General features: G+C 54.5%; 17 protein-coding genes and 1 other annotated feature. Of the genes, 15 read left to right on the top strand and 2 right to left on the bottom strand.

Annotation, left to right across the window (positions count from 1 at the left end; all coding sequences use genetic code 11):
- The first annotated feature begins 44 nt into the window (after positions 1–44).
- From tig to yihA, 5 genes are all read left to right on the top strand, one after another.
- On the top strand, positions 45–1,331 hold the full coding sequence (gene tig, locus GYMC52_RS13480; protein ID WP_013144579.1) for a trigger factor: 1,287 nt from the start codon (positions 45–47) through the stop codon (positions 1,329–1,331).
- Positions 1,332–1,565: 234 nt separating this feature from the next.
- Positions 1,566–2,831: an ATP-dependent protease ATP-binding subunit ClpX gene (gene clpX, locus GYMC52_RS13475; protein ID WP_011232128.1), complete on the top strand. Its 1,266-nt coding sequence runs from the start codon at positions 1,566–1,568 to the stop codon at positions 2,829–2,831.
- A 143-nt stretch (positions 2,832–2,974) separates the two neighbouring features.
- Positions 2,975–4,648 (top strand): ATP-dependent protease LonB, encoded by a 1,674-nt coding sequence (lonB, locus tag GYMC52_RS13470; protein ID WP_013144580.1) that lies wholly within the window; start codon positions 2,975–2,977, stop codon positions 4,646–4,648.
- Positions 4,649–4,878: 230 nt separating this feature from the next.
- On the top strand, positions 4,879–7,221 hold the full coding sequence (gene lon, locus GYMC52_RS13465) for an endopeptidase La (protein ID WP_031212304.1): 2,343 nt from the start codon (positions 4,879–4,881) through the stop codon (positions 7,219–7,221).
- Complete coding sequence (gene yihA / locus GYMC52_RS13460; RefSeq protein WP_013144582.1) at positions 7,218–7,805, top strand: ribosome biogenesis GTP-binding protein YihA/YsxC; 588 nt, start codon at positions 7,218–7,220, stop codon at positions 7,803–7,805. The genes lon and yihA overlap by 4 nt, the downstream gene beginning before the upstream one ends.
- 41 nt (positions 7,806–7,846) lie before the next feature.
- Here the strand turns inward: yihA and GYMC52_RS13455 are convergent, their stop codons facing one another.
- Positions 7,847–8,332: a LiaI-LiaF-like domain-containing protein gene (locus tag GYMC52_RS13455; protein WP_013144583.1), complete on the bottom strand. Its 486-nt coding sequence runs from the start codon at positions 8,330–8,332 to the stop codon at positions 7,847–7,849.
- Between the two features lie 166 nt (positions 8,333–8,498).
- On the opposite strand from GYMC52_RS13455, the gene hemA reads away from it, so the two are divergent.
- From hemA to ysxE, 8 genes are all read left to right on the top strand, one after another.
- Positions 8,499–9,863, top strand: a complete 1,365-nt coding sequence (gene hemA, locus GYMC52_RS13450; RefSeq protein ID WP_013524258.1) for a glutamyl-tRNA reductase — start codon at positions 8,499–8,501, stop codon at positions 9,861–9,863.
- 10 nt (positions 9,864–9,873) lie between these two features.
- Positions 9,874–10,692 carry a cytochrome c biogenesis protein CcsA gene (gene ccsA / locus GYMC52_RS13445; RefSeq protein WP_013524257.1) on the top strand — a complete coding sequence of 273 codons (819 nt, stop codon included), beginning with the start codon at positions 9,874–9,876 and terminating at the stop codon, positions 10,690–10,692.
- Between the two features lie 15 nt (positions 10,693–10,707).
- Positions 10,708–11,640 (top strand): hydroxymethylbilane synthase, encoded by a 933-nt coding sequence (gene hemC / locus GYMC52_RS13440; RefSeq protein WP_013144586.1) that lies wholly within the window; start codon positions 10,708–10,710, stop codon positions 11,638–11,640.
- Positions 11,637–12,404, top strand: coding sequence for a uroporphyrinogen-III synthase (locus tag GYMC52_RS13435; protein ID WP_013524256.1), 768 nt, complete (start codon positions 11,637–11,639; stop codon positions 12,402–12,404). Before hemC ends, GYMC52_RS13435 begins: the two co-directional genes overlap by 4 nt.
- Complete coding sequence (gene hemB / locus GYMC52_RS13430; protein WP_013144588.1) at positions 12,405–13,379, top strand: porphobilinogen synthase; 975 nt, start codon at positions 12,405–12,407, stop codon at positions 13,377–13,379. It abuts the gene before it with no gap.
- Positions 13,380–13,395: 16 nt separating this feature from the next.
- Positions 13,396–14,685 carry a glutamate-1-semialdehyde 2,1-aminomutase gene (hemL, locus tag GYMC52_RS13425; RefSeq protein ID WP_013524255.1) on the top strand — a complete coding sequence of 430 codons (1,290 nt, stop codon included), beginning with the start codon at positions 13,396–13,398 and terminating at the stop codon, positions 14,683–14,685.
- Positions 14,686–14,803: 118 nt separating this feature from the next.
- The gene (spoVID, locus tag GYMC52_RS13420; RefSeq protein ID WP_013144590.1) at positions 14,804–15,859 is read left to right on the top strand and encodes a stage VI sporulation protein D; all 1,056 of its coding nucleotides are present in this window, start codon (positions 14,804–14,806) and stop codon (positions 15,857–15,859) included.
- A gap of 43 nt (positions 15,860–15,902) precedes the next feature.
- Entirely contained in the window at positions 15,903–16,934 is a 1,032-nt protein-coding gene (ysxE, locus tag GYMC52_RS13415; protein WP_013524254.1) for a spore coat protein YsxE, read from the top strand.
- Positions 16,935–16,971: 37 nt separating this feature from the next.
- On the opposite strand, the gene GYMC52_RS13410 is transcribed toward ysxE, so the two are convergent.
- Positions 16,972–17,160 (bottom strand): hypothetical protein, encoded by a 189-nt coding sequence (locus GYMC52_RS13410; RefSeq protein WP_011232115.1) that lies wholly within the window; start codon positions 17,158–17,160, stop codon positions 16,972–16,974.
- Positions 17,161–17,299: 139 nt separating this feature from the next.
- Positions 17,300–17,535: a binding site (T-box leader), on the top strand.
- A 100-nt stretch (positions 17,536–17,635) separates the two neighbouring features.
- Between GYMC52_RS13410 and GYMC52_RS13405 the strand changes: the two genes are divergently transcribed.
- Together GYMC52_RS13405 and GYMC52_RS13400 are read left to right on the top strand one after the other, a co-directional pair.
- Positions 17,636–20,278 carry a valine--tRNA ligase gene (locus tag GYMC52_RS13405; RefSeq protein ID WP_013524253.1) on the top strand — a complete coding sequence of 881 codons (2,643 nt, stop codon included), beginning with the start codon at positions 17,636–17,638 and terminating at the stop codon, positions 20,276–20,278.
- A 216-nt stretch (positions 20,279–20,494) separates the two neighbouring features.
- Positions 20,495–21,790 carry a bifunctional folylpolyglutamate synthase/dihydrofolate synthase gene (locus GYMC52_RS13400; protein ID WP_013524252.1) on the top strand — a complete coding sequence of 432 codons (1,296 nt, stop codon included), beginning with the start codon at positions 20,495–20,497 and terminating at the stop codon, positions 21,788–21,790.
- Positions 21,791–21,843 lie beyond the last annotated feature (53 nt).

Below are 21,843 nucleotides of genomic sequence, written 5' to 3'. Positions count from 1 at the left end.
GTGCGCTATGGTCCGAGCAATGATTTCAGGTGGAGGGAACAAGGATGTCAGTCAAATGGGAAAAGCTTGAAGGGAACGAAGGCGTATTGACCGTTGAGGTCGACGCCGAGAAAGTGAACAAAGGCTTGGACGCCGCATTTAAAAAAGTGGTGAAAAACATCACGCTTCCGGGCTTCCGCAAGGGGAAAGTGCCGCGCGTTCTGTTTGAAAAACGCTTCGGCGTCGAAGCGCTCTATCAAGATGCACTCGACATTTTGCTGCCAGAGGCGTATGCAAAAGCCGTCGAAGAGGCAGGCATCGAACCGGTGTCAATGCCGGAGATTGACATTGAGCAAATGGAAAAAGGCAAAAGCTTAATTTTCAAAGCGAAAGTGACCGTAAAGCCGGAAGTGAAGCTCGGTCAATACAAAGGGCTTGAAGTGGAAAAAATGGATACAACCGTGACGGACGAAGATGTCGAAAACGAACTGAAACGCCTGCAAGAAGATTACGCTGAACTTGTCGTGAAAGAAGACGGGACGGTGGAAAACGGCGATACGGTCGTCATCGATTTCGAAGGATTTGTCGACGGCGAGCCGTTTGAAGGCGGCAAGGCGGAGAACTATTCGCTTGAAATCGGTTCTGGAACGTTCATTCCGGGGTTTGAAGAACAGCTTGTCGGCATGAAAGCCGGCGAGGAAAAAGAAATCCAAGTCACATTCCCGGATGAATACCACGCGAAGCAATTGGCCGGCAAACCGGCGACGTTTAAAGTGCAAGTGCACGAAGTGAAAGCGAAACAGTTGCCGGCGCTTGACGATGAGTTTGCCAAAGACGTCGATGAAGAAGTCGAAACGCTTGACGAACTGAAGGCGAAAATTCGCGCCCGTTTGGAAGAGGCGAAAAAGAACGAGGCGGAGACTGCCTTGCGCAATGCGGTTGTCGAAAAAGCGGCAGCCAACGCCGAAATGGATATTCCAGAGGTCATGATCAAAAATGAAACCGACCGGATGCTTCGCGAATTTGACCAACGCCTGCAAATGCAAGGTCTGAACTTGCAGTTGTATTACCAATTCTCCGGCCAAGATGAAGCGTCGTTGCGCGAGCAAATGAAAGAAGATGCCGAAAAACGGGTGCGCGCGGCGTTGACGCTTGAAGCGATCGCGAAGGCCGAAAACATTGAAGTAACCGACGAGGAAGTAAACAAAGAGCTCGAAAAAATGGCGGAAGCCTACAAGCTGAGCGTGGACAAGCTGAAAGAGCTGCTCGGCAGCTTAGATGGCGTCAAAGAAGATTTGAAATGGCGGAAAACAGTCGATTTTCTTGTAGAGCACAGCAAGGTTGCGGCATAATAATAAATGTAAGGAAAGAACAAGGCGCGAGACGTTCGTGCCTTGTTCTTTATCCACAACAATAGCGCCTGAGCGGCAATTTTCAAACTTTTCTAAACAGATAACAGTTTTTTTCATTCGCTTTTTCAGGAACATTTATGGTAAAATAGCGAATACATACGTTTTTACGACATAAGAGATGGCGGAAATGGATACATAAGCAGGCGCGATTTCGTTGGCAAGGGGTGAAATGACATGTTTAAGTTTAATGATGAAAAAGGGCAATTGAAATGTTCGTTCTGCGGCAAAACACAAGACCAAGTGCGAAAGCTCGTCGCTGGTCCAGGCGTTTACATTTGCGATGAGTGCATCGAATTGTGCACCGAGATTGTCGAGGAGGAGCTCGGCAATGAAGAGGAATTTGAATTTAAAGACGTGCCGAAACCGTTGGAAATTCGGGAAATTCTAGATGAGTACGTCATCGGTCAAGACGAGGCGAAAAAATCGCTCGCCGTTGCTGTTTACAACCACTATAAACGGATCAATTCCGGCAGCAAAATCGATGATGTTGAGCTGTCGAAAAGCAACATTTTGATGATCGGGCCGACCGGGAGCGGGAAAACGCTGCTGGCGCAAACATTGGCGCGCATTTTGAACGTGCCGTTTGCCATCGCCGATGCCACCTCGCTTACAGAGGCCGGCTATGTTGGCGAAGACGTCGAAAACATTTTGTTAAAGCTCATCCAAGCGGCTGATTATGACGTCGAACGGGCGGAAAAAGGCATTATTTACATCGATGAAATTGACAAAATCGCCCGCAAATCGGAAAACCCTTCCATCACTCGCGACGTATCCGGCGAAGGGGTGCAACAGGCGCTGTTGAAAATTTTAGAAGGCACCATTGCCAGCGTTCCGCCGCAGGGCGGCCGCAAACATCCGCATCAAGAATTCATTCAAATCGATACGACGAACATTTTGTTCATTTGCGGTGGAGCGTTTGATGGCATTGAGCCGATCATCAAGCGCCGTCTTGGCAAAAAAGTGATCGGTTTTGGCGCGGAAATGAACCAGACGGATGTCGACGAGAAAAACTTGTTGTCGAAAGTGCTGCCGGAAGACTTGCTCAAATTCGGACTTATTCCGGAGTTCATCGGCCGTCTGCCGGTCATTACGACGCTCGAGCCGCTCGACGAACAGGCGTTGATCGACATTTTGACGAAACCGAAAAATGCCATTGTGAAGCAATACCAAAAAATGCTTGAGCTTGACGGCGTTGAGCTCGAGTTTGAAGAAGCGGCGCTCCGTGAAATCGCGAAAAAAGCGATTGAGCGGAAAACGGGCGCGCGTGGCCTTCGCTCGATCATCGAAGGCATTATGCTCGATGTGATGTTTGAGCTGCCGTCGCGCGAAGATGTGCAAAAGTGCATCATCACGCTCGACACGGTGCGCGGCACAAAGCCGCCGACGCTGATCCGTCATGATGGCACCGTCATCGAGCTGGAACGGAAAACATCTGCCTGATGGGAAAACCGCCTTTTTTCGGCGGTTTCTTTTTTTGCCGCCCATGCCCTGGGCGCCGGTCGGCGCTTTTTTGGTTTATTCCCGCCAGTTCGCGGAGATACTATCATACTACATACCATCTAAAGGCAGGAGGATATCGGGGCATGGATTGGACGAACATCGTACTGGTCATCCAGCTGTTTTTCGGGGTCATCATCGGCCTTTATTTTTGGAATTTGCTAAGAGGGCAGCGTGTGCAAAAAGTTTCGATTGATAAAGAGTCGCGCAAAGAGATGGAACAGCTCCGCAAGCTGCGTTCGATTTCGCTCACCGAGCCGCTGGCGGAAAAAGTGCGGCCGAAAAGTTTTGACGACATCGTCGGTCAGGAAGACGGCATCAAGGCGTTAAAAGCTGCTTTATGCGGCCCCAACCCGCAACATGTCATCATTTACGGGCCGCCCGGCGTCGGCAAGACGGCAGCTGCTCGGCTCGTGCTTGAGGAAGCGAAAAAAAATCCGCTCTCCCCGTTTAAGAAAAATGCGGTGTTCGTGGAGCTTGACGCGACGACGGCGCGCTTTGACGAGCGCGGCATCGCCGACCCCCTCATCGGCTCGGTGCACGACCCGATTTACCAGGGGGCCGGGGCGATGGGGCAAGCCGGCATTCCTCAGCCGAAGCAAGGGGCGGTGACGAACGCCCACGGGGGCGTTTTATTCATCGACGAAATCGGCGAGCTTCATCCGATCCAAATGAACAAGTTGTTGAAAGTGCTTGAGGACCGGAAAGTATTTTTTGAAAGCGCCTATTACAGCAAAGAAAATCCGCAAATCCCAAGCCATATTCACGATATTTTCCAAAATGGACTGCCGGCTGATTTCCGTCTTGTCGGGGCGACGACGCGCACGCCGAACGAAATTCCTCCGGCCATTCGCTCTCGCTGCCTGGAAGTATTTTTCCGTGAATTGGACCAAGATGAAATCGCCCTCATCGCGAAAAAGGCGGCGGAAAAAATCCGCTTGAACGTGTCAGAAAGCGGCATTCGCCTCCTTGCCGCCTATGCGCGCAACGGGCGGGAGGCGGTCAACATGATGCAAATTGCCGCTGGCCTGGCCATCACGGAAAACCGAGAAAACATTTTGGACAAAGATATTGAATGGGTCATTCAATCGAGCCAAATGACTCCGCGCTATGAGAAGAAAATCGCTTCCGCTCCGGCGGTCGGCGTCGTCAATGGCCTTGCCGTGTACGGCCCGAACACCGGCGCGCTGTTGGAAATTGAGGTGACCGCTTTGCCGGCCAAAGGGAAAGGGTCGATCAATGTCACCGGCATTGTCGAGGAGGAAAGCATCGGCAGTGCAGAAAAATCGGTGCGGCGCAAAAGCATGGCGCGCGGCTCGGCGGAAAACGTCATTACGGTGTTGCGGGCGATGGGCGTGCCAGCGGACCGCTACGACATTCATGTCAACTTTCCGGGCGGGGTGCCGGTTGACGGCCCGTCAGCCGGGGTGGCGATTGCCGTCGGCATTTATTCCGCCATCTACCAGCTGCCAGTCGATCATACGGTCGCGATGACCGGAGAAATCAGCATCCGTGGCTGCGTGAAACCGGTCGGCGGCGTGTTCGCCAAAATCAAAGCGGCCAAACAAGCCGGGGCGAAAAAAGTCATCATCCCGATTGAGAATATGCAATCGTTGCTAGGCGAAGTCAGCGGCATTCAAATCATCGCCGTCCGCCGCCTCGAGGAAGTGCTCGTCCATGTGTTCGGCGAAGAGGCGCTCCGCCGCGGCCCCGCGCTGCTGCCAGCGGCTATGGACCGCTCGGAGAAAAAGCTCGTCTAGCCAAAGGAAACGGCGGCAAGGCGAACGATTGGCAACGAAAGCGGGCGGTCCGCTCGTAACCGAGTCGGGCGGTTCGCCCGGCCTCTCTTTTATGTACGGCTTCGGCGCAAGCGGATCGTCGCTGAAGTCGGTTTTTCTTTGCCTGCAGACGGAGCGCCGCGCGCTTTTTCGTTCGTCAAATTTTACAAACCCGGCTGCCGTACTATACAATAAACGAATAGAAGCGAGAGATGGAGGTGTTCGGCGTGAACGGAAAGAAAAAGGAGACGGTCGTTCCGCTTTTGCCGCTGCGTGGGCTGCTCGTGTTTCCGACGATGGTGCTCCATTTGGATGTCGGGCGCGAGAAATCGGTCAAAGCGCTCGAACAAGCCATGGTTGAGGATCATATGATTTTGCTGACGTCGCAAAAAGACGTTGCCATCGACGAACCGGACATGGATGACTTATATAAAATGGGAACGATCGCGCGCGTCAAGCAACTTCTAAAACTCCCGAACGGCACGTTCCGCGTGCTTGTCGAAGGCGTCGCTCGGGCGCTCATTACGGAAGTGATCAGCGAGGAGCCGTACTTTCTCGTCAAAGTCGAAAAGTTTGCTGATCGGGCGGCGAAAGATTTAGAAGATGAGGCGCTCAAGCGGACGATGCTTGAATATTTCGAGCAGTACATAAACTTGTCCAAGCGGCTGTCGGTCGACATTTACGCCTCGATCGTCGACATCGATGAGCCGGGGCGAATGGCGGACATCATCGCCTCGCACTTGCCGCTTAAGCTTGAGGAAAAGCAGCGCATTTTAGAAACGATCGACGTGAAAGAGCGCCTCAACAAAATCATCCAAATTTTGCACAACGAAAAAGAAGTGCTCCAGCTTGAGAAAAAGATCAGCGCCCGCGTCAAGCAGTCGATGGAGCGGACGCAAAAAGAGTATTATTTGCGCGAGCAAATGAAGGCGATTCAAAAAGAGCTTGGCGAAAAAGAAGGAAAAACGGGCGAAGTCGAGGAGCTGAAAGAAAAAATCGAGGCGGCCGGCATGCCGGAGCATGTGAAACAAACGGCATTGAAAGAGCTTGACCGCTATGAAAAAATTCCGGCGACCTCAGCGGAAAGCGCAGTCATTCGCAACTACCTCGATTGGCTCATCGCCTTGCCGTGGTCGAAAGAAACGGAAGACATCCACGACATTAAGCGGGCGGAAGCGATTTTAAACGAGGAGCATTACGGGCTCGATAAAGTGAAAGAACGGGTGCTTGAATTTTTATCCGTCAAGCAGCTGACGAAATCGTTAAAAGGTCCGATTCTTTGCCTCGCCGGACCGCCGGGGGTCGGCAAAACGTCGCTCGCCCGCTCGATTGCCAAAGCGCTCGGCCGCCGTTTCGTCCGCGTTTCGCTCGGCGGCGTCCGCGACGAATCAGAAATTCGCGGCCATCGCCGCACGTATGTCGGCGCCATGCCGGGACGCATTATCCAGGGGATGAAAAAAGCAGGCACGATCAACCCCGTCTTCTTGCTTGATGAAATCGACAAAATGTCGAGCGATTTCCGTGGCGATCCATCGGCGGCCATGCTGGAGGTGCTTGACCCGGAGCAAAATCATACGTTCAGCGACCATTACATTGAAGAGCCGTACGATCTATCGAAAGTCATGTTTATCGCCACGGCCAACCATTTGGCGGCGATTCCGCAGCCGCTCTTGGACCGGATGGAAGTGATCCACATACCAGGCTACACAGAAGTGGAGAAGCTGCATATCGCCAAGCGGCATTTGCTGCCGAAACAAATCACCGAGCACGGGCTGAAAAAGGCGGCGTTGCAAATTCGCGATGACGCGATGCTCGATATCATCCGCCATTATACGCGCGAAGCCGGGGTGCGGGAGCTTGAGCGGCAGCTCGCCGCTATCTGCCGAAAAGCGGCCCGCCTCATCGTTTCCGGCGAGAAAAAGCGGGTTGTGATCACAGAAAACAATCTTGAGGAATTTTTAGGGAAGCGAAAATACCGCTACGGCCGAGCGGAGGCGGAAGACCAAGTTGGCGTGGCGACCGGGCTGGCGTATACGGCGTTTGGCGGCGATACGCTCGCCATCGAAGTGTCGCTCGCGCCAGGCAATGGGAAACTCGTGCTGACCGGCAAGCTCGGCGATGTCATGAAAGAATCAGCGCAAGCGGCGTTCAGCTACGTGCGGTCGCGCGCTGAGGAGCTTGACATTGATCCGAAGTTCCATGAGAAATATGATATTCACATCCACGTTCCGGAAGGAGCGGTGCCGAAAGACGGGCCATCGGCCGGCATTACGATTGCGACCGCACTCATTTCCGCTTTGACGGGCAAGCCGGTGAGCCGCTTTGTCGGCATGACCGGGGAAATTACGCTGCGCGGCCGCGTTCTTGCGATCGGGGGGCTGAAAGAGAAAACGTTAAGCGCCCATCGTGCCGGATTGAAAACCGTCATTTTGCCGAAAGACAATGAAAAAGATTTGGCTGACATTCCGGAAACGGTGAAGCGCGACTTGCGCTTTGTGCTCGTCTCTCATCTCGATGAGGTGCTGCCGCACGCGCTGGTGGGGTGGAAGCGATGAATGTGAAGAAAGCAGAGCTTGTGACCAGTGCCGTCAAGCCGGAACAATATCCGGACGGCGGACGGCCGGAGGTGGCGCTCGCCGGCCGTTCGAACGTCGGCAAATCATCATTCATCAACAAAATGATCAACCGGAAAAACTTGGCGCGCACCTCCTCAAAGCCAGGTAAAACGCAAACGTTGAATTTTTATTTGATTAACGACTCGTTTTACTTTGTGGACGTGCCAGGTTATGGGTTCGCCCGCGTGTCGAAGCAGGAGCGGCAAAAATGGGGGAACATGATGGAGACGTACTTTACGACGCGCGAGGTGCTTAAGGCGGCGGTCCTGCTCGTTGATTTGCGCCATCCGCCGACGAAAGACGATGTGATGATGTACGAGTTTTTAAAACATTACGAGATCCCGGTGATCGTCATCGCGACGAAAGCGGATAAAGTGCCGCGCGGCAAGCATCAAAAACACGCGAAAATCGCGCGCGAGACGCTGCGGATGGCTGACGGCGACCCGCTCATTTTGTTTTCCGCCGAGACCGGACAAGGGAAAGACGAAGCATGGGCGGCGCTTTTGCCGTTTGTGGCCTCATGACGAAAACACCAGCGATTCCGCTGGTGTTTTCACTTCCAAGGCTATTTTCGCCTAGTCCATAATATATAGACGCCGATGGCGATGAGTCCGAGCGGCCAAAACTTCCAGACAGAGGAAAGTCCGGCTTGGACGAGGTGAAAGAATGGCTGGCCGCGCCCGGAAAACGTCAGCACGACAGCGAGAAGCAAAAAAAGCACGCCAAAGCCGGCCCCGCCTTTTTGTTTGCGGCTGCTGGCGAAAAAAGCGAGCGCGATGAGGAAAAAAAACATGTTCACGCCGCGGGGCCAGGCCGAAAATGCACTCGCAAGGAGCAACTCAACGCCAAATCCGAGTAAAAGAAAGCCGGGGAAAAGGTAAGCATATTCGCGCGCTGAATGCGCCTGGCCAAGCAAAGCCGCGCCGCAAATGGCAAGCAAGGCCGGCCACCCTTGGAAGAAATGGAAAAGGGGGGATTCCATCTGTCCGGCGAGAAAATACAGCCCGAGGCCAATGAATAAGATGCCGGCGAATACCGTTCGGGTTTTCATGATCGTCGCGTCCTCCGTTTCCCTTTTGGACATGTTTATGATAGAATGATCACTGTCTACAGTTTAGCATAGCTTTGGAGGCATGTTCACAATTTTTTCAAACCGGAACGATGGACGGTTGTGATATAATGATAAAAGGGATTCGGTCAATAAGGGGGTTGGCATCGTGCAAATCGTAGTCGTTGGCGTCGACTATAAAACCGCCCCTGTAGAAATCCGCGAAAAGCTCGCGTTTGCGGAAGCGGAACTCGGTGCGGCGATGAAACAGCTCGCCAAGCAAAAAAGCGTGCTCGAAAATGTGATCGTCTCGACGTGCAACCGGACGGAAGTTTATGCAGTGGTTGATCAACTGCATACCGGCCGTTACTATATGAAAGCATTTTTAGCCGAATGGTTTGGCGTCAAAGTGGAAGCGATTGCTCCGTATTTGCGTGTGCTTGAAGGAGAGGCGGCCATAAAGCATTTGTTCCGCGTGGCGGCCGGCCTTGATTCGATGGTGCTTGGGGAAACGCAAATTTTAGGGCAGGTGAAAGACAGCTATTTGCTCGCTCAAGAGGTCGGGACGAGCGGCACGATTTTCAATCATCTGTTCAAGCAGGCGGTGACGTTTGCGAAGCGCGCCCACTCGGAAACGGGCATCGGCGCGCACGCTGTATCGGTCAGCTATGCGGCGGTTGAGCTGGCGAAGAAGATTTTCGGCCGCCTTGCCGGCAAGCACGTCTTGATTATCGGGGCCGGCAAAATGGGGACGCTGGCGGCGCAAAACTTGTACGGCAGCGGCGTCGGGAAGGTGACGGTCGTCAATCGGACGCTTGAAAAAGCGAAACAGCTTGCTAAGCAGTTTGCCGGCGAAGCGAAGCCGCTCGGCGAATTGTCATGCGCTTTGCTGGAAGCGGATATCGTCATCAGCTCGACGGGAGCCAAAGGCTATATTTTGACGAAGGAAATGGTGGCGCCGCTTGAGAAAATGCGCAAAGGCCGCCCGCTCTTTATGGTTGACATCGCGGTGCCGCGCGATTTGGATCCGGCGTTGGCTGATTTGGAAACGGTGTTTTTGTACGACATTGACGATTTGCAAGATGTGGTGGCGGCCAACTTGGCGGAACGGCAAAAGGCAGCGGCTCGCATTGAAATGATGATCGAAGCGGAACTTATGGCGTTCAGCCAATGGCTGCAGACGCTCGGCGTCGTGCCAGTCATTGCCGCATTGCGCGAAAAGGCGCTGGCCATCCAAGCGGAAACGATGAAAAGTTTGGAGCGGAAACTGCCGCATTTGTCGGAGCGCGACTGGAAAGTGTTGAATAAGCATACGAAAAGCATTATTAACCAGCTGCTCCGCGATCCGATTTTGCAGGCGAAGGAACTCGCTGCCGGCCCGAATGCCGAGGAGGCGCTTTTGCTGTTTATGAAAATTTTCAATATCGAAGATGCGGTGAAAGCCGAGCGGCATATGCAGCAGGCGAAATCCGTGCAATACGATGAACAAGACGCGGAAGCGGTCCGTGCCGCCCGCCCATCATGGCAGCTGTAAGGTGGGATGGATGGTGGCGCTGTTGTATGAGTTGTCTATTTTGCTTTACATCGCTTCGATCCTATTCTATTTCATCGATTTTTTGCAACAAAACCGGAAGGCGAACGACATCGCCTTCTGGTTGCTTTCTATTGTGTGGCTTTTGCAGACAGTGACGTTTGTTTCTCGCATCATGGAGACGAAGCGCTTTCCGATTTTAACGATGTCGGAAGGGCTTTATTTTTACGCTTGGCTGCTCATTACGCTGTCGCTCGTCATCAATCGGCTGCTGCGCGTCGATTTCATCGTCTTTTTTACGAACGTGCTTGCTTTTTTTATTTTGGCCATTCATACGTTCGCACCGTCTTCGCAGTCGCCGGCTGTTGCGGAGCGGCTCGTTTCGGAGCTGCTTATCATCCACATCACCCTTTCGCTCGGAGCGTATGCGGCGTTTACGCTGTCGTTTCTGTTTTCGGTGCTTTACATGTTGCAGTACAGTTTGCTGAAAAAGAAAAAGTGGGGGGCGCGCCTTTGGCGCATGGCGGATTTGTTGCGGCTTGATTTTTTGTCGTATGTTTTAAATGCGCTCGGCTTGCCTATGTTGTTATTAGGGCTCATTCTTGGCGTGATTTGGGCGTATATTCAAATCGACCATTTCCATTGGTATGATGCGAAAGTGCTCGGGTCGTTTGTCGTTCTTCTCGTCTATGGCGTCTATTTTTACAAGCGAGCCGTCCGGCAGATGCAAGGGAAGGCGATCGCGCTATGGAATATCGGTTCGTTTTTATTTTTGCTTGTCAACTTTTTCTTGTTTGGCAGTTTGTCAAAATTTCATTTTTGGTATTCGTAATTGAGGTGGAACGAGATGCGGAACATTGTCGTTGGCTCGCGGCGCAGCAAGCTTGCCTTGACCCAGACGAAGTGGGTGATCAACGAATTGAAACAGCTTGGGGCGCCGTTTACGTTTGAAGTGAAAGAAATCGTCACGAAAGGAGATCGGGTGCTTGATGTTACGCTCTCGAAAGTCGGGGGCAAAGGGTTGTTTGTGAAAGAGATTGAGCATGAATTGCTCGCCGGCGGCATCGATATGGCGGTCCATAGCATGAAAGATATGCCGGCTGTGCTGCCCGAAGGTTTAGTGATCGGTGCGGTTCCGCGCCGCGAAGATGCACGCGATGTGCTTGTCAGCAAAGGAAACCGGATGCTCTCCGACTTGCCGCCTGGGTCGGTCATTGGCACGAGCAGCTTGCGCCGTTCGGCGCAGCTGCTTGCCTATCGCCCGGATTTGACGATCAAATGGATTCGCGGCAATATTGACACAAGGTTGGCGAAGCTCGAAAGCGAAGAGTACGATGCGATCGTGCTGGCGGCGGCGGGTCTTGCGCGCATGGGTTGGGGCGATGACGTCATCAGCGACTATCTTCCTTTTGATGTCTGTGTTCCGGCGGTCGGCCAAGGGGCGCTGGCGGTCGAATGCCGGGAGGATGATGACGAATTGCGCCAATGGCTCAGCCGGTTAAACGACGAGCAAACCGAGCGGGCTGTTCGGGCGGAGCGCGCCTTTTTGCAGCAAATGGAAGGCGGCTGTCAAGTGCCGATTGCCGGCTACGCTGAAGCAGACGGCGGCATGGTGCGCCTCACGGCCCTTGTCGCTTCGCCGGATGGAAAAGAAAAGTATAAAGAAATGGTCACGGGCGCCGATCCGGAGGCCGTCGGCCGGCAGGCGGCCGCTGTCTTGATCGAACAAGGGGCGAAAGCGCTCATCGAGCGGGTGAAACAGGAGTTGAGCCAATCATGACACACAGCGCGCTCGCCGGCAAAACGGTGCTTGTGACGCGCGGCAAAGAGCAGGCCGCGTCATTTTCTGCCAAGCTGCGCGCTGTCGGCGCCGTGCCGGTCGAGATCCCGCTCATTGCCATCCGACCGGCGGCGCCGGAAGAAATCGCTTCTATGGTTGAGCAGCTTGGCGAATACCGTTGGCTCGTTTTCACAAGCGCGAACGCCGTCCGCTTCTTTTTTCCACATGTTTCGTTGCCGCGGCCGCTGCCGGAGATGGCTGTCGTCGGCCGGAAAACAGCGGCGGCGCTCGCCGAGCATGGTCTTTCCCCGGCGCTCGTGCCGGATGATTACACGGCTGAACGGCTGGCTGACTTGCTCATGCCGCGCGTCAAACAAGGCGACCGGGTGCTGTTTGTCAAAGGCAATTTGGCGCGCCCGACCTTGCCTGAGGCGTTGCGAAACGCCGGCGCCGCGGTCGACGAGCTCACGGTGTATGAGACCAAGCCTGATGAAAGCGGCCGGGAGCGGTTGTTGTCGCTGCTGCGCCGGCGGGAGCTTGATGCGGTCACCTTGATGAGCCCGTCGGCGGTTGACAGCCTTGTCCGCCTTCTCGACAAAGAAGCGGATGTCCTTCTTTCCGGTGTTGCGGTCGCCTGCATCGGACCGGTGACGAAAGAAGCGGCCGAGCGGGCGGGCATTCCGGTCCATATTTGTCCGACGGATTACACCACGGATGGTATAATCAAAGCGATGGAACAATATTTTTCCATGGAGGGACGATGAATGGCACTGTCATTTGACCGCCATCGCCGTCTGCGGCAAACGGCTGCGATTCGGGCGATGGTGCGTGAGACGCATCTTCGCGTCGAGGATCTCATTTATCCGCTGTTTGTGGTCGAGGGAAGCGGCATTAAGCGGGAAGTGCCGTCGATGCCAGGGGTTTACCATTTGTCGCTTGACCGCTTATCCGAGGAAGTGGACGACATCGCCAAGCTTGGCATTCCCGCCGTCATGGTGTTTGGCGTGCCGAATGAAAAAGATGAAGTCGGTTCGCAGGCGTATTGCGAAACAGGGATTGTTCAGCGGGCGATCCGCCAAATCAAAGCCGAACACAAAGATCTAGTCGTCATTGCGGATACGTGTTTATGTGAATATACGAGCCACGGCCATTGCGGCGTCGTCGAAAACGAGCGTGTGCTGAACGACCCGTCGCTCGAGCTCCTCACCAAAACGGCGGTGAGCCAAGCGCAAGCCGGCGCCGACATCATCGCGCCGTCGAACATGATGGACGGCTTTGTCGCCGCCATTCGCCGTGGGCTTGATGAAGCAGGGTTTGAGTATGTGCCGATCATGTCGTATGCAATCAAATACGCTTCGGCTTTTTACGGCCCGTTCCGTGATGCCGCCGACAGCGCGCCGCAGTTTGGCGACCGGAAGACGTACCAAATGGATCCGGCCAACCGCCTTGAGGCGTTCCGTGAAGCGGAGTCGGATGTCAAAGAAGGCGCTGATTTCTTGATGGTGAAGCCAGCGCTTGCCTACATGGATATTATCCGCGACGTCAAAAACCGTTTTCCGTTGCCGCTTGTCGCCTATAACGTGAGCGGCGAGTATGCGATGGTCAAAGCGGCGGCGCAAAACGGTTGGATCGATGAGAAGCCGGTCGTCATGGAAATGTTGACAGGGATGAAACGGGCGGGCGCGGATTTGATCATTACGTATTTTGCCAAAGATGTCGCCCGCTGGCTGGCTGAATAGAGAGGAGGACGGAATGATGCGGAGCTATGAACGGTCAAAGGCAGCATACGAAGAAGCGGTGAAATTGATGCCGGGCGGGGTGAACAGCCCGGTGCGCGCCTTCAAGTCGGTCGGGATGACGCCGATTTTTATGGCGCGCGGCCAAGGAGCGAAAATTTACGATATTGACGGCAATGAGTACATTGATTACGTACTGTCATGGGGGCCGCTCATTTTAGGGCATGCCAACCCGCAGGTCGTGGAAGCGTTGAAGCGCGTGGCGGAACAAGGGACGAGCTTTGGCGCTCCGACATTGCTTGAAAATGAGCTCGCTAAGCTCGTCATCGAGCGGGTGCCGTCGGTGGAAATCGTGCGGATGGTCAACTCCGGCACCGAGGCGACGATGAGCGCCCTCCGCTTAGCGCGCGGCTACACGAAGCGCAACAAAATTATCAAATTTGAAGGCAGCTACCATGGCCATGGCGATTCGCTGCTCATTAAAGCCGGCTCTGGCGTGGCGACGCTCGGCCTGCCGGACAGCCCGGGCGTGCCGGAATCGGTCGCCCAGCATACCATCACGGTGCCGTACAACGATTTGGACAGCGTCCGCTATGCGTTTGAGCGGTTTGGCGAAGACATCGCCGCGGTGATCGTCGAACCGGTCGCCGGCAACATGGGCGTCGTTCCGCCAGTGCCTGGCTTTTTGGAAGGGCTGCGCAAGGTGACGAAACAATACGGAGCCTTATTGATTTTCGACGAGGTCATGACCGGGTTCCGCGTCGATTACCACTGCGCCCAAGGGTATTATGGCATTGAGCCGGATTTGACGTGCCTTGGCAAAGTGATCGGCGGCGGCTTGCCGGTCGGGGCGTACGGGGGCAAAGCCGAGATCATGGAGCTTGTCGCGCCGAACGGGCCGGTGTACCAAGCCGGCACGCTCTCCGGCAATCCGCTCGCCATGACGGCCGGGTACGAGACGCTCCGCCAGCTGACGCCGGAAACGTACGAAGAGCTTGGCCGCAAAGCGGCGCGCCTTGCGGATGGGCTTCATCAGGCAGCAGAGAAATACGACATCCCGCATACGATCAACCGCGCTGGGTCGATGATCGGCTTTTTCTTCACGAACGAGCCGGTGGTTAACTACGAGACAGCGAAAACGTCCGACTTGGAGTTGTTTGCCGCCTATTATCGGGAAATGGCGAATGAAGGCATTTTCCTGCCGCCGTCGCAATTTGAAGGGCTGTTTTTGTCGACGGCGCACAGTGATGATGATATTGAATATACGATTGCCGCTGCTGAGCGGGTGTTTGCCCGTCTGCGCGGATAAGGAAAGGGGCTGCCGACCATCGGCAGCCCAATTTTTTATCATACCGCCTCGTTTCCGTTCATACAATGGATAATGTCATAGAAACCATTTGCCGAAGGGACGGAAGGAGGAGGCCCGGTTGGAGCAATCGTATTTGCGTTTTTCATTGGAAGAATCGGTCTGGTTTAAAAGGGGACAGGAAGTCGCCGAGTTTTTATCCATTTCTCTTGATCCGGTCATTTCCGTCGATGAGTACGACCAATACATTACGATCCGCGGCGCGCTTGAGTTAAGCGGCGAATTCCGCCAAGCGGGCAAAGGGCAGGCTGAAGCGGATGACGACGTGTTTGAGCTGGCTGGTTATCGGTTCATTCAGCACATTTCGGTGCGCGAAGACGGGATCAGCGAACTGTCGCACCGTTTTCCAATCGATATTACGATTCCAAAAAACCGCATTCGTTCCCTTGAGGATGTGTACGTGACAGTTGAATCGTTTGATTATGATTTGGATGAAAACGGAAGATTGCTGATCACTGCCGACATTTCGATCAGCGGCATCAGTGAAGCGCCGCTTGGCGATGATTTGCCGGACGATGAGGAGGACGATGAGCCGCTGTTTGCCCCGTTTGAATCAATCGCCCGCAAGGAAGCGGCCGGTGAGGAAGCGTTTGCTTCCGTGGATGATCTCGCCGATGAGGCGGATGAACAGCCGGCTTTTGCCGCCGGCGAAACGACGGTTTCCGTCATGGAGCCGGCTGCCATGCGTCATGAAGAAACGGAGGCTGAGGAAGAAGAGGAGGCCAAAGAGCCGTTTTTGCCGCTTGAGACGGAAACGAAGGCGGTCAGCGCACAGACGGAGGAAGACATCGCTTCGCTGCTGCCGCCAACTGAGGCGAAGGTATCGATCGGGGCGGCGAAAAAGGCGGTTGAGGAAGAAGAGGAAGAAGAAACGAAAACAAAAAGCGAAAATGCGCTTTACTTGACGAAACTGTTTGCGAAAAGCGAGGCGGAAGAGTTTACGAAACTGAAAATTTGCATCGTCCAGCAAGGAGATTCATTGGACAAGATTGCCGAACGGTATGATGTGACCGTCTCGCAGCTTTTGCGCGCCAATGATTTGGAAAGCCCAGATGACGTGCACGAGGGGCAGCTGCTGTATATTCCGGCCATGGCGGGAAGCCGTCCTTTCTCATGAAAGGGACGCTTTCCGTTTCTTTTGCCGATAAGGGGGCGTAACGATGGCCGCACAGTCTGACCGATATGATGCTGTGCTCGTCCAGTATGGGCTTCGTCCAGTGCGCATGGAGCAGCGAGGCAAAGCCGTCAAGGTATACACGAACCGCGGCGTTTTCGCTTTAAAGCCGCTTGAAAGCGAGCAAGAAGCCGCAGCCGTTTGGCAGTCTCTTCAGCATGGCGGCCCCCGTTGTCTCCCGCTTTACCTGACGCGGCGGCGGTCGCTGTTTGCCACAGAAGGCGGCCGTCTTTATTATTTGCAAGCATGGCATGACGGCGAATCAAAGGTGGAGAAGGATGCGGCGGACGCCTTTTTTCGCGAGCTCGCCCGCCTCCATCGCGCCACCGTCCGCACGATCGAGGTGAGTGAGGAAGAGGCGGCGGCGTACCGAAAGCAAAAAAAGGACGAATGGCAACGGGCGCGGACGGTGTGGGAAGAACGGATTGAGCGGTACGAAGCGGCGTGGTACATGTCTCCGTTTCAGCTCCAATGCTGCACGTATTTTCATGAGGTGATGCGCGCGTACTCGTTCGCTGAAGAACGGCTCGATGTGTGGGAAGAGACGCTCAAAGAGACGAAGCAATGGCGCATCGCCTGGGTACACGGCAAAGCGCGCCTCTCCCACTATATCCCGCCGTATTGGATCAGTTGGGAGCGGGCGCATTGGAATTCGCCGCTCTTTGATGTGATCGCCGCGCTCCGTTTTCATGTACAGACAATGCCGCCGCTTGGGCGCGAGTGGCTTGAAGGAATGGAGGAGTACGAGAAGGAGCTGCCGCTGTCCGACGGGGAGCGGGCGTTTTTATACAGCCATTTGGCGGAGCCGCGTGGGTTTGTCCGCTGTTTGGAGCGGTATGAGGCCGCTTCGCGGAACGAGCGGAACGAACGGGAATATGTGGCCGCGTTGCAGCGTCGTTATTTGGCGTTCAAAAATATGGAGGCGCTCGTTATGCACCTTGTCCAACGCGACGCCGCTCGGCAGCAGGAAGAAGCGGTGGACAACGAACCGCCGGCGGATGAAAGCAGCAATGGTTAAATCGATTTTGAATCCAGCCAAACAAAACGGCGTCGCACTAAATCCATTCCAAATGGAGCGCCACGGCAATGAAAACGAAGATGGCCAATAAAATGACATCAAACGTTGTTGGCAGAAAAATGGTGCGGATCGCTTGAAAAATGGTGAGCGGGATGATCACTTGGGCGCAGACGGCGCGCACTTGCCTCAGCCACGGCGGCCACGAATACGGGTTGAATCGCCGCATCGACATTCCCTCCTTCTCCGGTTTACTATACAATATGAAACGTGCGATGGTTTGTCACCAAATGCACACGGATGGAATAAATAAATAAAAACTTGGCAAAGATGATGGACAATGGTAGTATAATAATCGAACAATGATGACAAAAGCGAAGACGGGGAGGAGTACAGCGGTCCGCGCCTGCAGAGAGGGAAATCAGAAGCTGCGAGATTTCCTAGGATGACGGCTGCTGGAAGGTCGCCCTTGAGCTGCTTCTTTGAAAGGCGCTGCTGCCGAGTAGAGGAAGCCGGCATCATGCCGTTATGCCAATGAAGCGCTTAAGCCTTTGGGCTTAAGAAAAAAGGTGGTACCGCGAAAGCAGCTCCTTTCGTCCTTTTTGGATGAAAGGGGCTTTTTTGCTTGCCGGCTGCGCGGCATTGCTTAGTGGGAAGCCGCCGTCGGCCGCATTGTCCATTATGTTGAAGGAGGGAAATGAAACATGGCACAGCACGAAGTGTCGATGCCGCCCAAATACGACCACCGCGCGGTCGAAGCGGGACGCTACGAATGGTGGCTGAAAGGGAAATTTTTTGAAGCGACCGGTGATCCGAACAAACGACCGTTTACGATCGTCATCCCGCCGCCCAACGTCACCGGCAAACTGCATCTGGGGCACGCGTGGGATACGACGCTGCAAGACATCATTACGCGCATGAAACGGATGCAAGGGTATGACGTCCTGTGGCTTCCGGGAATGGATCACGCCGGCATCGCCACCCAGGCGAAAGTGGAAGAGAAGCTGCGCCAGCAAGGGCTGTCGCGCTACGATTTAGGCCGGGAAAAATTTTTAGAAGAAACGTGGAAGTGGAAGGAAGAATACGCCGGCCATATTCGCAGCCAATGGGCGAAGTTGGGGCTTGGCCTCGATTACACGCGCGAGCGGTTCACACTCGATGAAGGGCTCTCAAAAGCGGTGCGCGAAGTGTTCGTCTCGCTCTACCGGAAAGGGCTTATTTACCGCGGCGAGTACATCATCAACTGGGACCCGGTGACGAAAACCGCTTTGTCGGACATTGAGGTTGTTTATAAAGAAGTAAAAGGCGCGCTCTACCATTTGCGCTATCCGCTCGCCGACGGCTCCGGCTGCATTGAAGTGGCGACGACCCGTCCGGAAACGATGCTCGGCGATACGGCGGTCGCTGTGCACCCCGATGACGAGCGGTACAAGCACTTGATCGGCAAAATGGTGAAACTGCCGATCGTTGGCCGCGAAATTCCGATCATTGCCGACGAATATGTCGATATGGAGTTCGGCTCCGGAGCGGTCAAAATTACGCCGGCGCACGACCCGAACGACTTTGAAATCGGCAATCGCCACAACTTGCCGCGCATTCTCGTCATGAACGAAGACGGCACGATGAACGAAAACGCCATGCAATACCAGGGGCTTGACCGGTTTGAATGCCGGAAGCAGATCGTCCGCGATTTGCAAGAGCAAGGCGTTTTGTTCAAAATCGAAGAGCACGTGCACTCCGTCGGTCATAGCGAGCGGAGCGGCGCGGTCGTTGAGCCGTATTTGTCGACGCAATGGTTCGTGAAAATGAAGCCGCTCGCCGAAGCCGCCATCAAGCTGCAGCAAACGGACGGCAAAGTGCAGTTCGTGCCGGAGCGGTTTGAGAAAACGTATTTGCATTGGCTTGAGAACATCCGCGACTGGTGCATTTCACGCCAGCTTTGGTGGGGGCACCGGATTCCGGCGTGGTACCATAAAGAAACAGGCGAAATTTACGTCGACCATGAACCGCCAGCGGACATTGAAAATTGGGAACAAGACCCGGATGTGCTTGATACATGGTTCAGTTCGGCGCTTTGGCCGTTCTCGACAATGGGATGGCCGGATGTGGAATCGCCGGATTACAAGCGCTACTACCCGACCGATGTGCTTGTCACCGGCTATGACATCATTTTCTTCTGGGTGTCGCGCATGATTTTCCAAGGGCTTGAATTCACCGGAAAGCGTCCGTTCAAAGACGTGCTCATCCACGGCCTCGTCCGCGACGCCCAAGGGCGGAAAATGAGCAAATCGCTCGGCAACGGCGTCGATCCGATGGACGTGATCGATCAGTACGGCGCCGATGCGCTCCGCTATTTCTTGGCGACCGGCAGCTCGCCGGGGCAAGACTTGCGCTTCAGCACCGAAAAAGTCGAAGCGACGTGGAATTTTGCTAACAAAATTTGGAACGCCTCGCGCTTTGCCTTGATGAACATGGGCGGCATGACGTACGAGGAGCTTGATTTGAGCGGCGAAAAAACGGTCGCCGACCATTGGATTTTAACGCGTCTCAACGAAACGATCGAGACGGTGACGAAGCTCGCTGAGAAATACGAATTCGGCGAAGCGGGGCGTACGCTGTACAACTTTATTTGGGACGACTTGTGCGACTGGTACATTGAAATGGCGAAATTGCCGCTTTACGGTGACGACGAAGCGGCGAAAAAGACGACGCGCTCCGTGTTGGCGTATGTGCTCGACAACACGATGCGCCTGCTTCACCCGTTCATGCCGTTCATTACCGAGGAAATTTGGCAAAACTTGCCGCATGAAGGCGAATCGATCACCGTCGCTCCGTGGCCGCAAGTGCGCCCTGAGCTGTCGAACGAAGAAGCCGCGGAAGAAATGCGGCTGTTGGTTGACATCATCCGCGCCGTCCGCAACGTCCGCGCCGAAGTGAACACGCCGCCGAGCAAGCCGATTGCGCTCTATATTAAGGTGAAAGATGAACAAGTGCGGGCGGCGCTCATGAAAAACCGCGCCTATCTTGAGCGGTTCTGCAACCCGAGCGAGCTCTTGATCGATACAAACGTTCCCGCGCCGGACAAAGCGATGACGGCGGTCGTCACCGGCGCCGAGCTCATCATGCCGCTTGAAGGATTGATCAATATTGAGGAGGAAATTAAGCGGCTTGAAAAAGAGCTTGACAAATGGAACAAAGAAGTCGAGCGCGTCGAAAAGAAACTGGCGAACGAAGGATTTTTGGCGAAAGCGCCGGCTCATGTCGTCGAAGAAGAGCGGCGCAAGCGGCAAGATTACATGGAAAAACGCGAAGCCGTCAAGGCGCGCCTCGCCGAGCTCAAACGGTAGACAAACGATCTAGCTGTTGATTATGATGAAGACGAATCCGCTTTCCTGTGGATTCGTCTTTTTCGATGGATCATGATGGAAGGTTGGCATATTCTGAGAAGAGGTTTGTTGTCAACATATACTCGCTTTCACCAGGCTTCTCGATGTGTGGCGCATCTGCCGCATGAAGCCGGCAGGGGGCGGCAAGACACCAATGGAAAAAGGAGGATGATGGACATGGTTCGAACGTATGAAGAAGCGGTCGCTTGGATTCACGGGCGGCTGCGGCTTGGCATAAAACCGGGATTGAAACGGATGGAATGGATGATGGAAAAACTTGGCCACCCGGAACGCCGCGTCCGCGCCGTCCATATCGGGGGAACGAACGGCAAAGGGTCAACGGTCGCCTATTTGCGCTCCATTTTGCAGGCGGCGGGCTATTCGGTCGGCACGTTCACCTCGCCGTATGTCGAGCAGTTTAACGAACGAATCAGCATAAACGGCCAACCGATTCGCGATGAAGAGATCGTAGAGCTCGTGCAAACGATCAAACCGCTTGCGGACGAATTGGAACAGACGGAACTTGGCGGACCGACCGAGTTTGAAGTGATCACGGCGATGATGTTGTATTATTTCGGCAAACAAAACATCCAAGACATCGTGCTCATTGAAGTCGGGCTCGGCGGCCGCTTGGACTCAACCAACATCATTTATCCGCTCCTTTCCGTCATTACGAACGTCAGCTACGATCATATGAACATCTTAGGCGATACGCTCGATCAGATCGCCGCGGAAAAAGCGGGGATCATTAAATCAGGGATTCCGCTTGTGACAGCGGTCAACGAGCCCGAGGCGTGGGATGTGATCGCCAAGACGGCGGCGGAGCGGAAAGCGAAAACATATCGTCTCGGCGTCGATTTCACCGTTTCCGACCGGCAGGCGACGGTGGAAGGGGAGCAGTTTTCGCTTGTCACGCCGTTTGCCGAATATCGCGATTTGCGCATTCAAATGCCCGGCGCCCATCAAGTCGAAAACGCGGCGGTGGCAGTGATGGCGGCCGAACTATTGCGCCTTGGCTATTCGTTTTTGATCGATCCGGAGCATATCGCCGATGGGCTGGCCACAGCCGCTTGGCCCGGCCGGTTTGAGCGGGTGAGTGATAGTCCACTCATCATCCTCGACGGCGCCCATAACGAAGCCGGGATTCGCTCACTCGTGGAGACGGTGCGCGCCCATTATCCTGACAAACACGTCCATGTCTTGTTCGCTGCGCTGACAGACAAGCCGCTTGAGCGGATGATTCAGCTGCTTGATGAGCTCGCGGATACGATCACGTTTACCACGTTTGATTTTCCGCGCGCGGCAGCGGCGGAACAGTTGGCGGACCTTTCGTCCCATCCGCAGAAAGCGGTGACAGGTGATTGGGTCGGCTGGATCAGTGAAAAGAAAAACCAAATGGGGAGCGATGAGTTGATGCTCATTACGGGATCGCTTTACTTTATATCTGAAGTGCGAAAACGTTTAAAAAAATAATGCCAAGCGATGAAAAGAATTGATATAATGGAAGAAAGATAGTTCTTTTGGCG

This window comes from Geobacillus sp. Y412MC52 (assembly GCF_000174795.2).
Taxonomy (GTDB): domain Bacteria; phylum Bacillota; class Bacilli; order Bacillales; family Anoxybacillaceae; genus Geobacillus; species Geobacillus thermoleovorans.
This window is presented reverse-complemented; position numbering and strand designations above follow the sequence as displayed.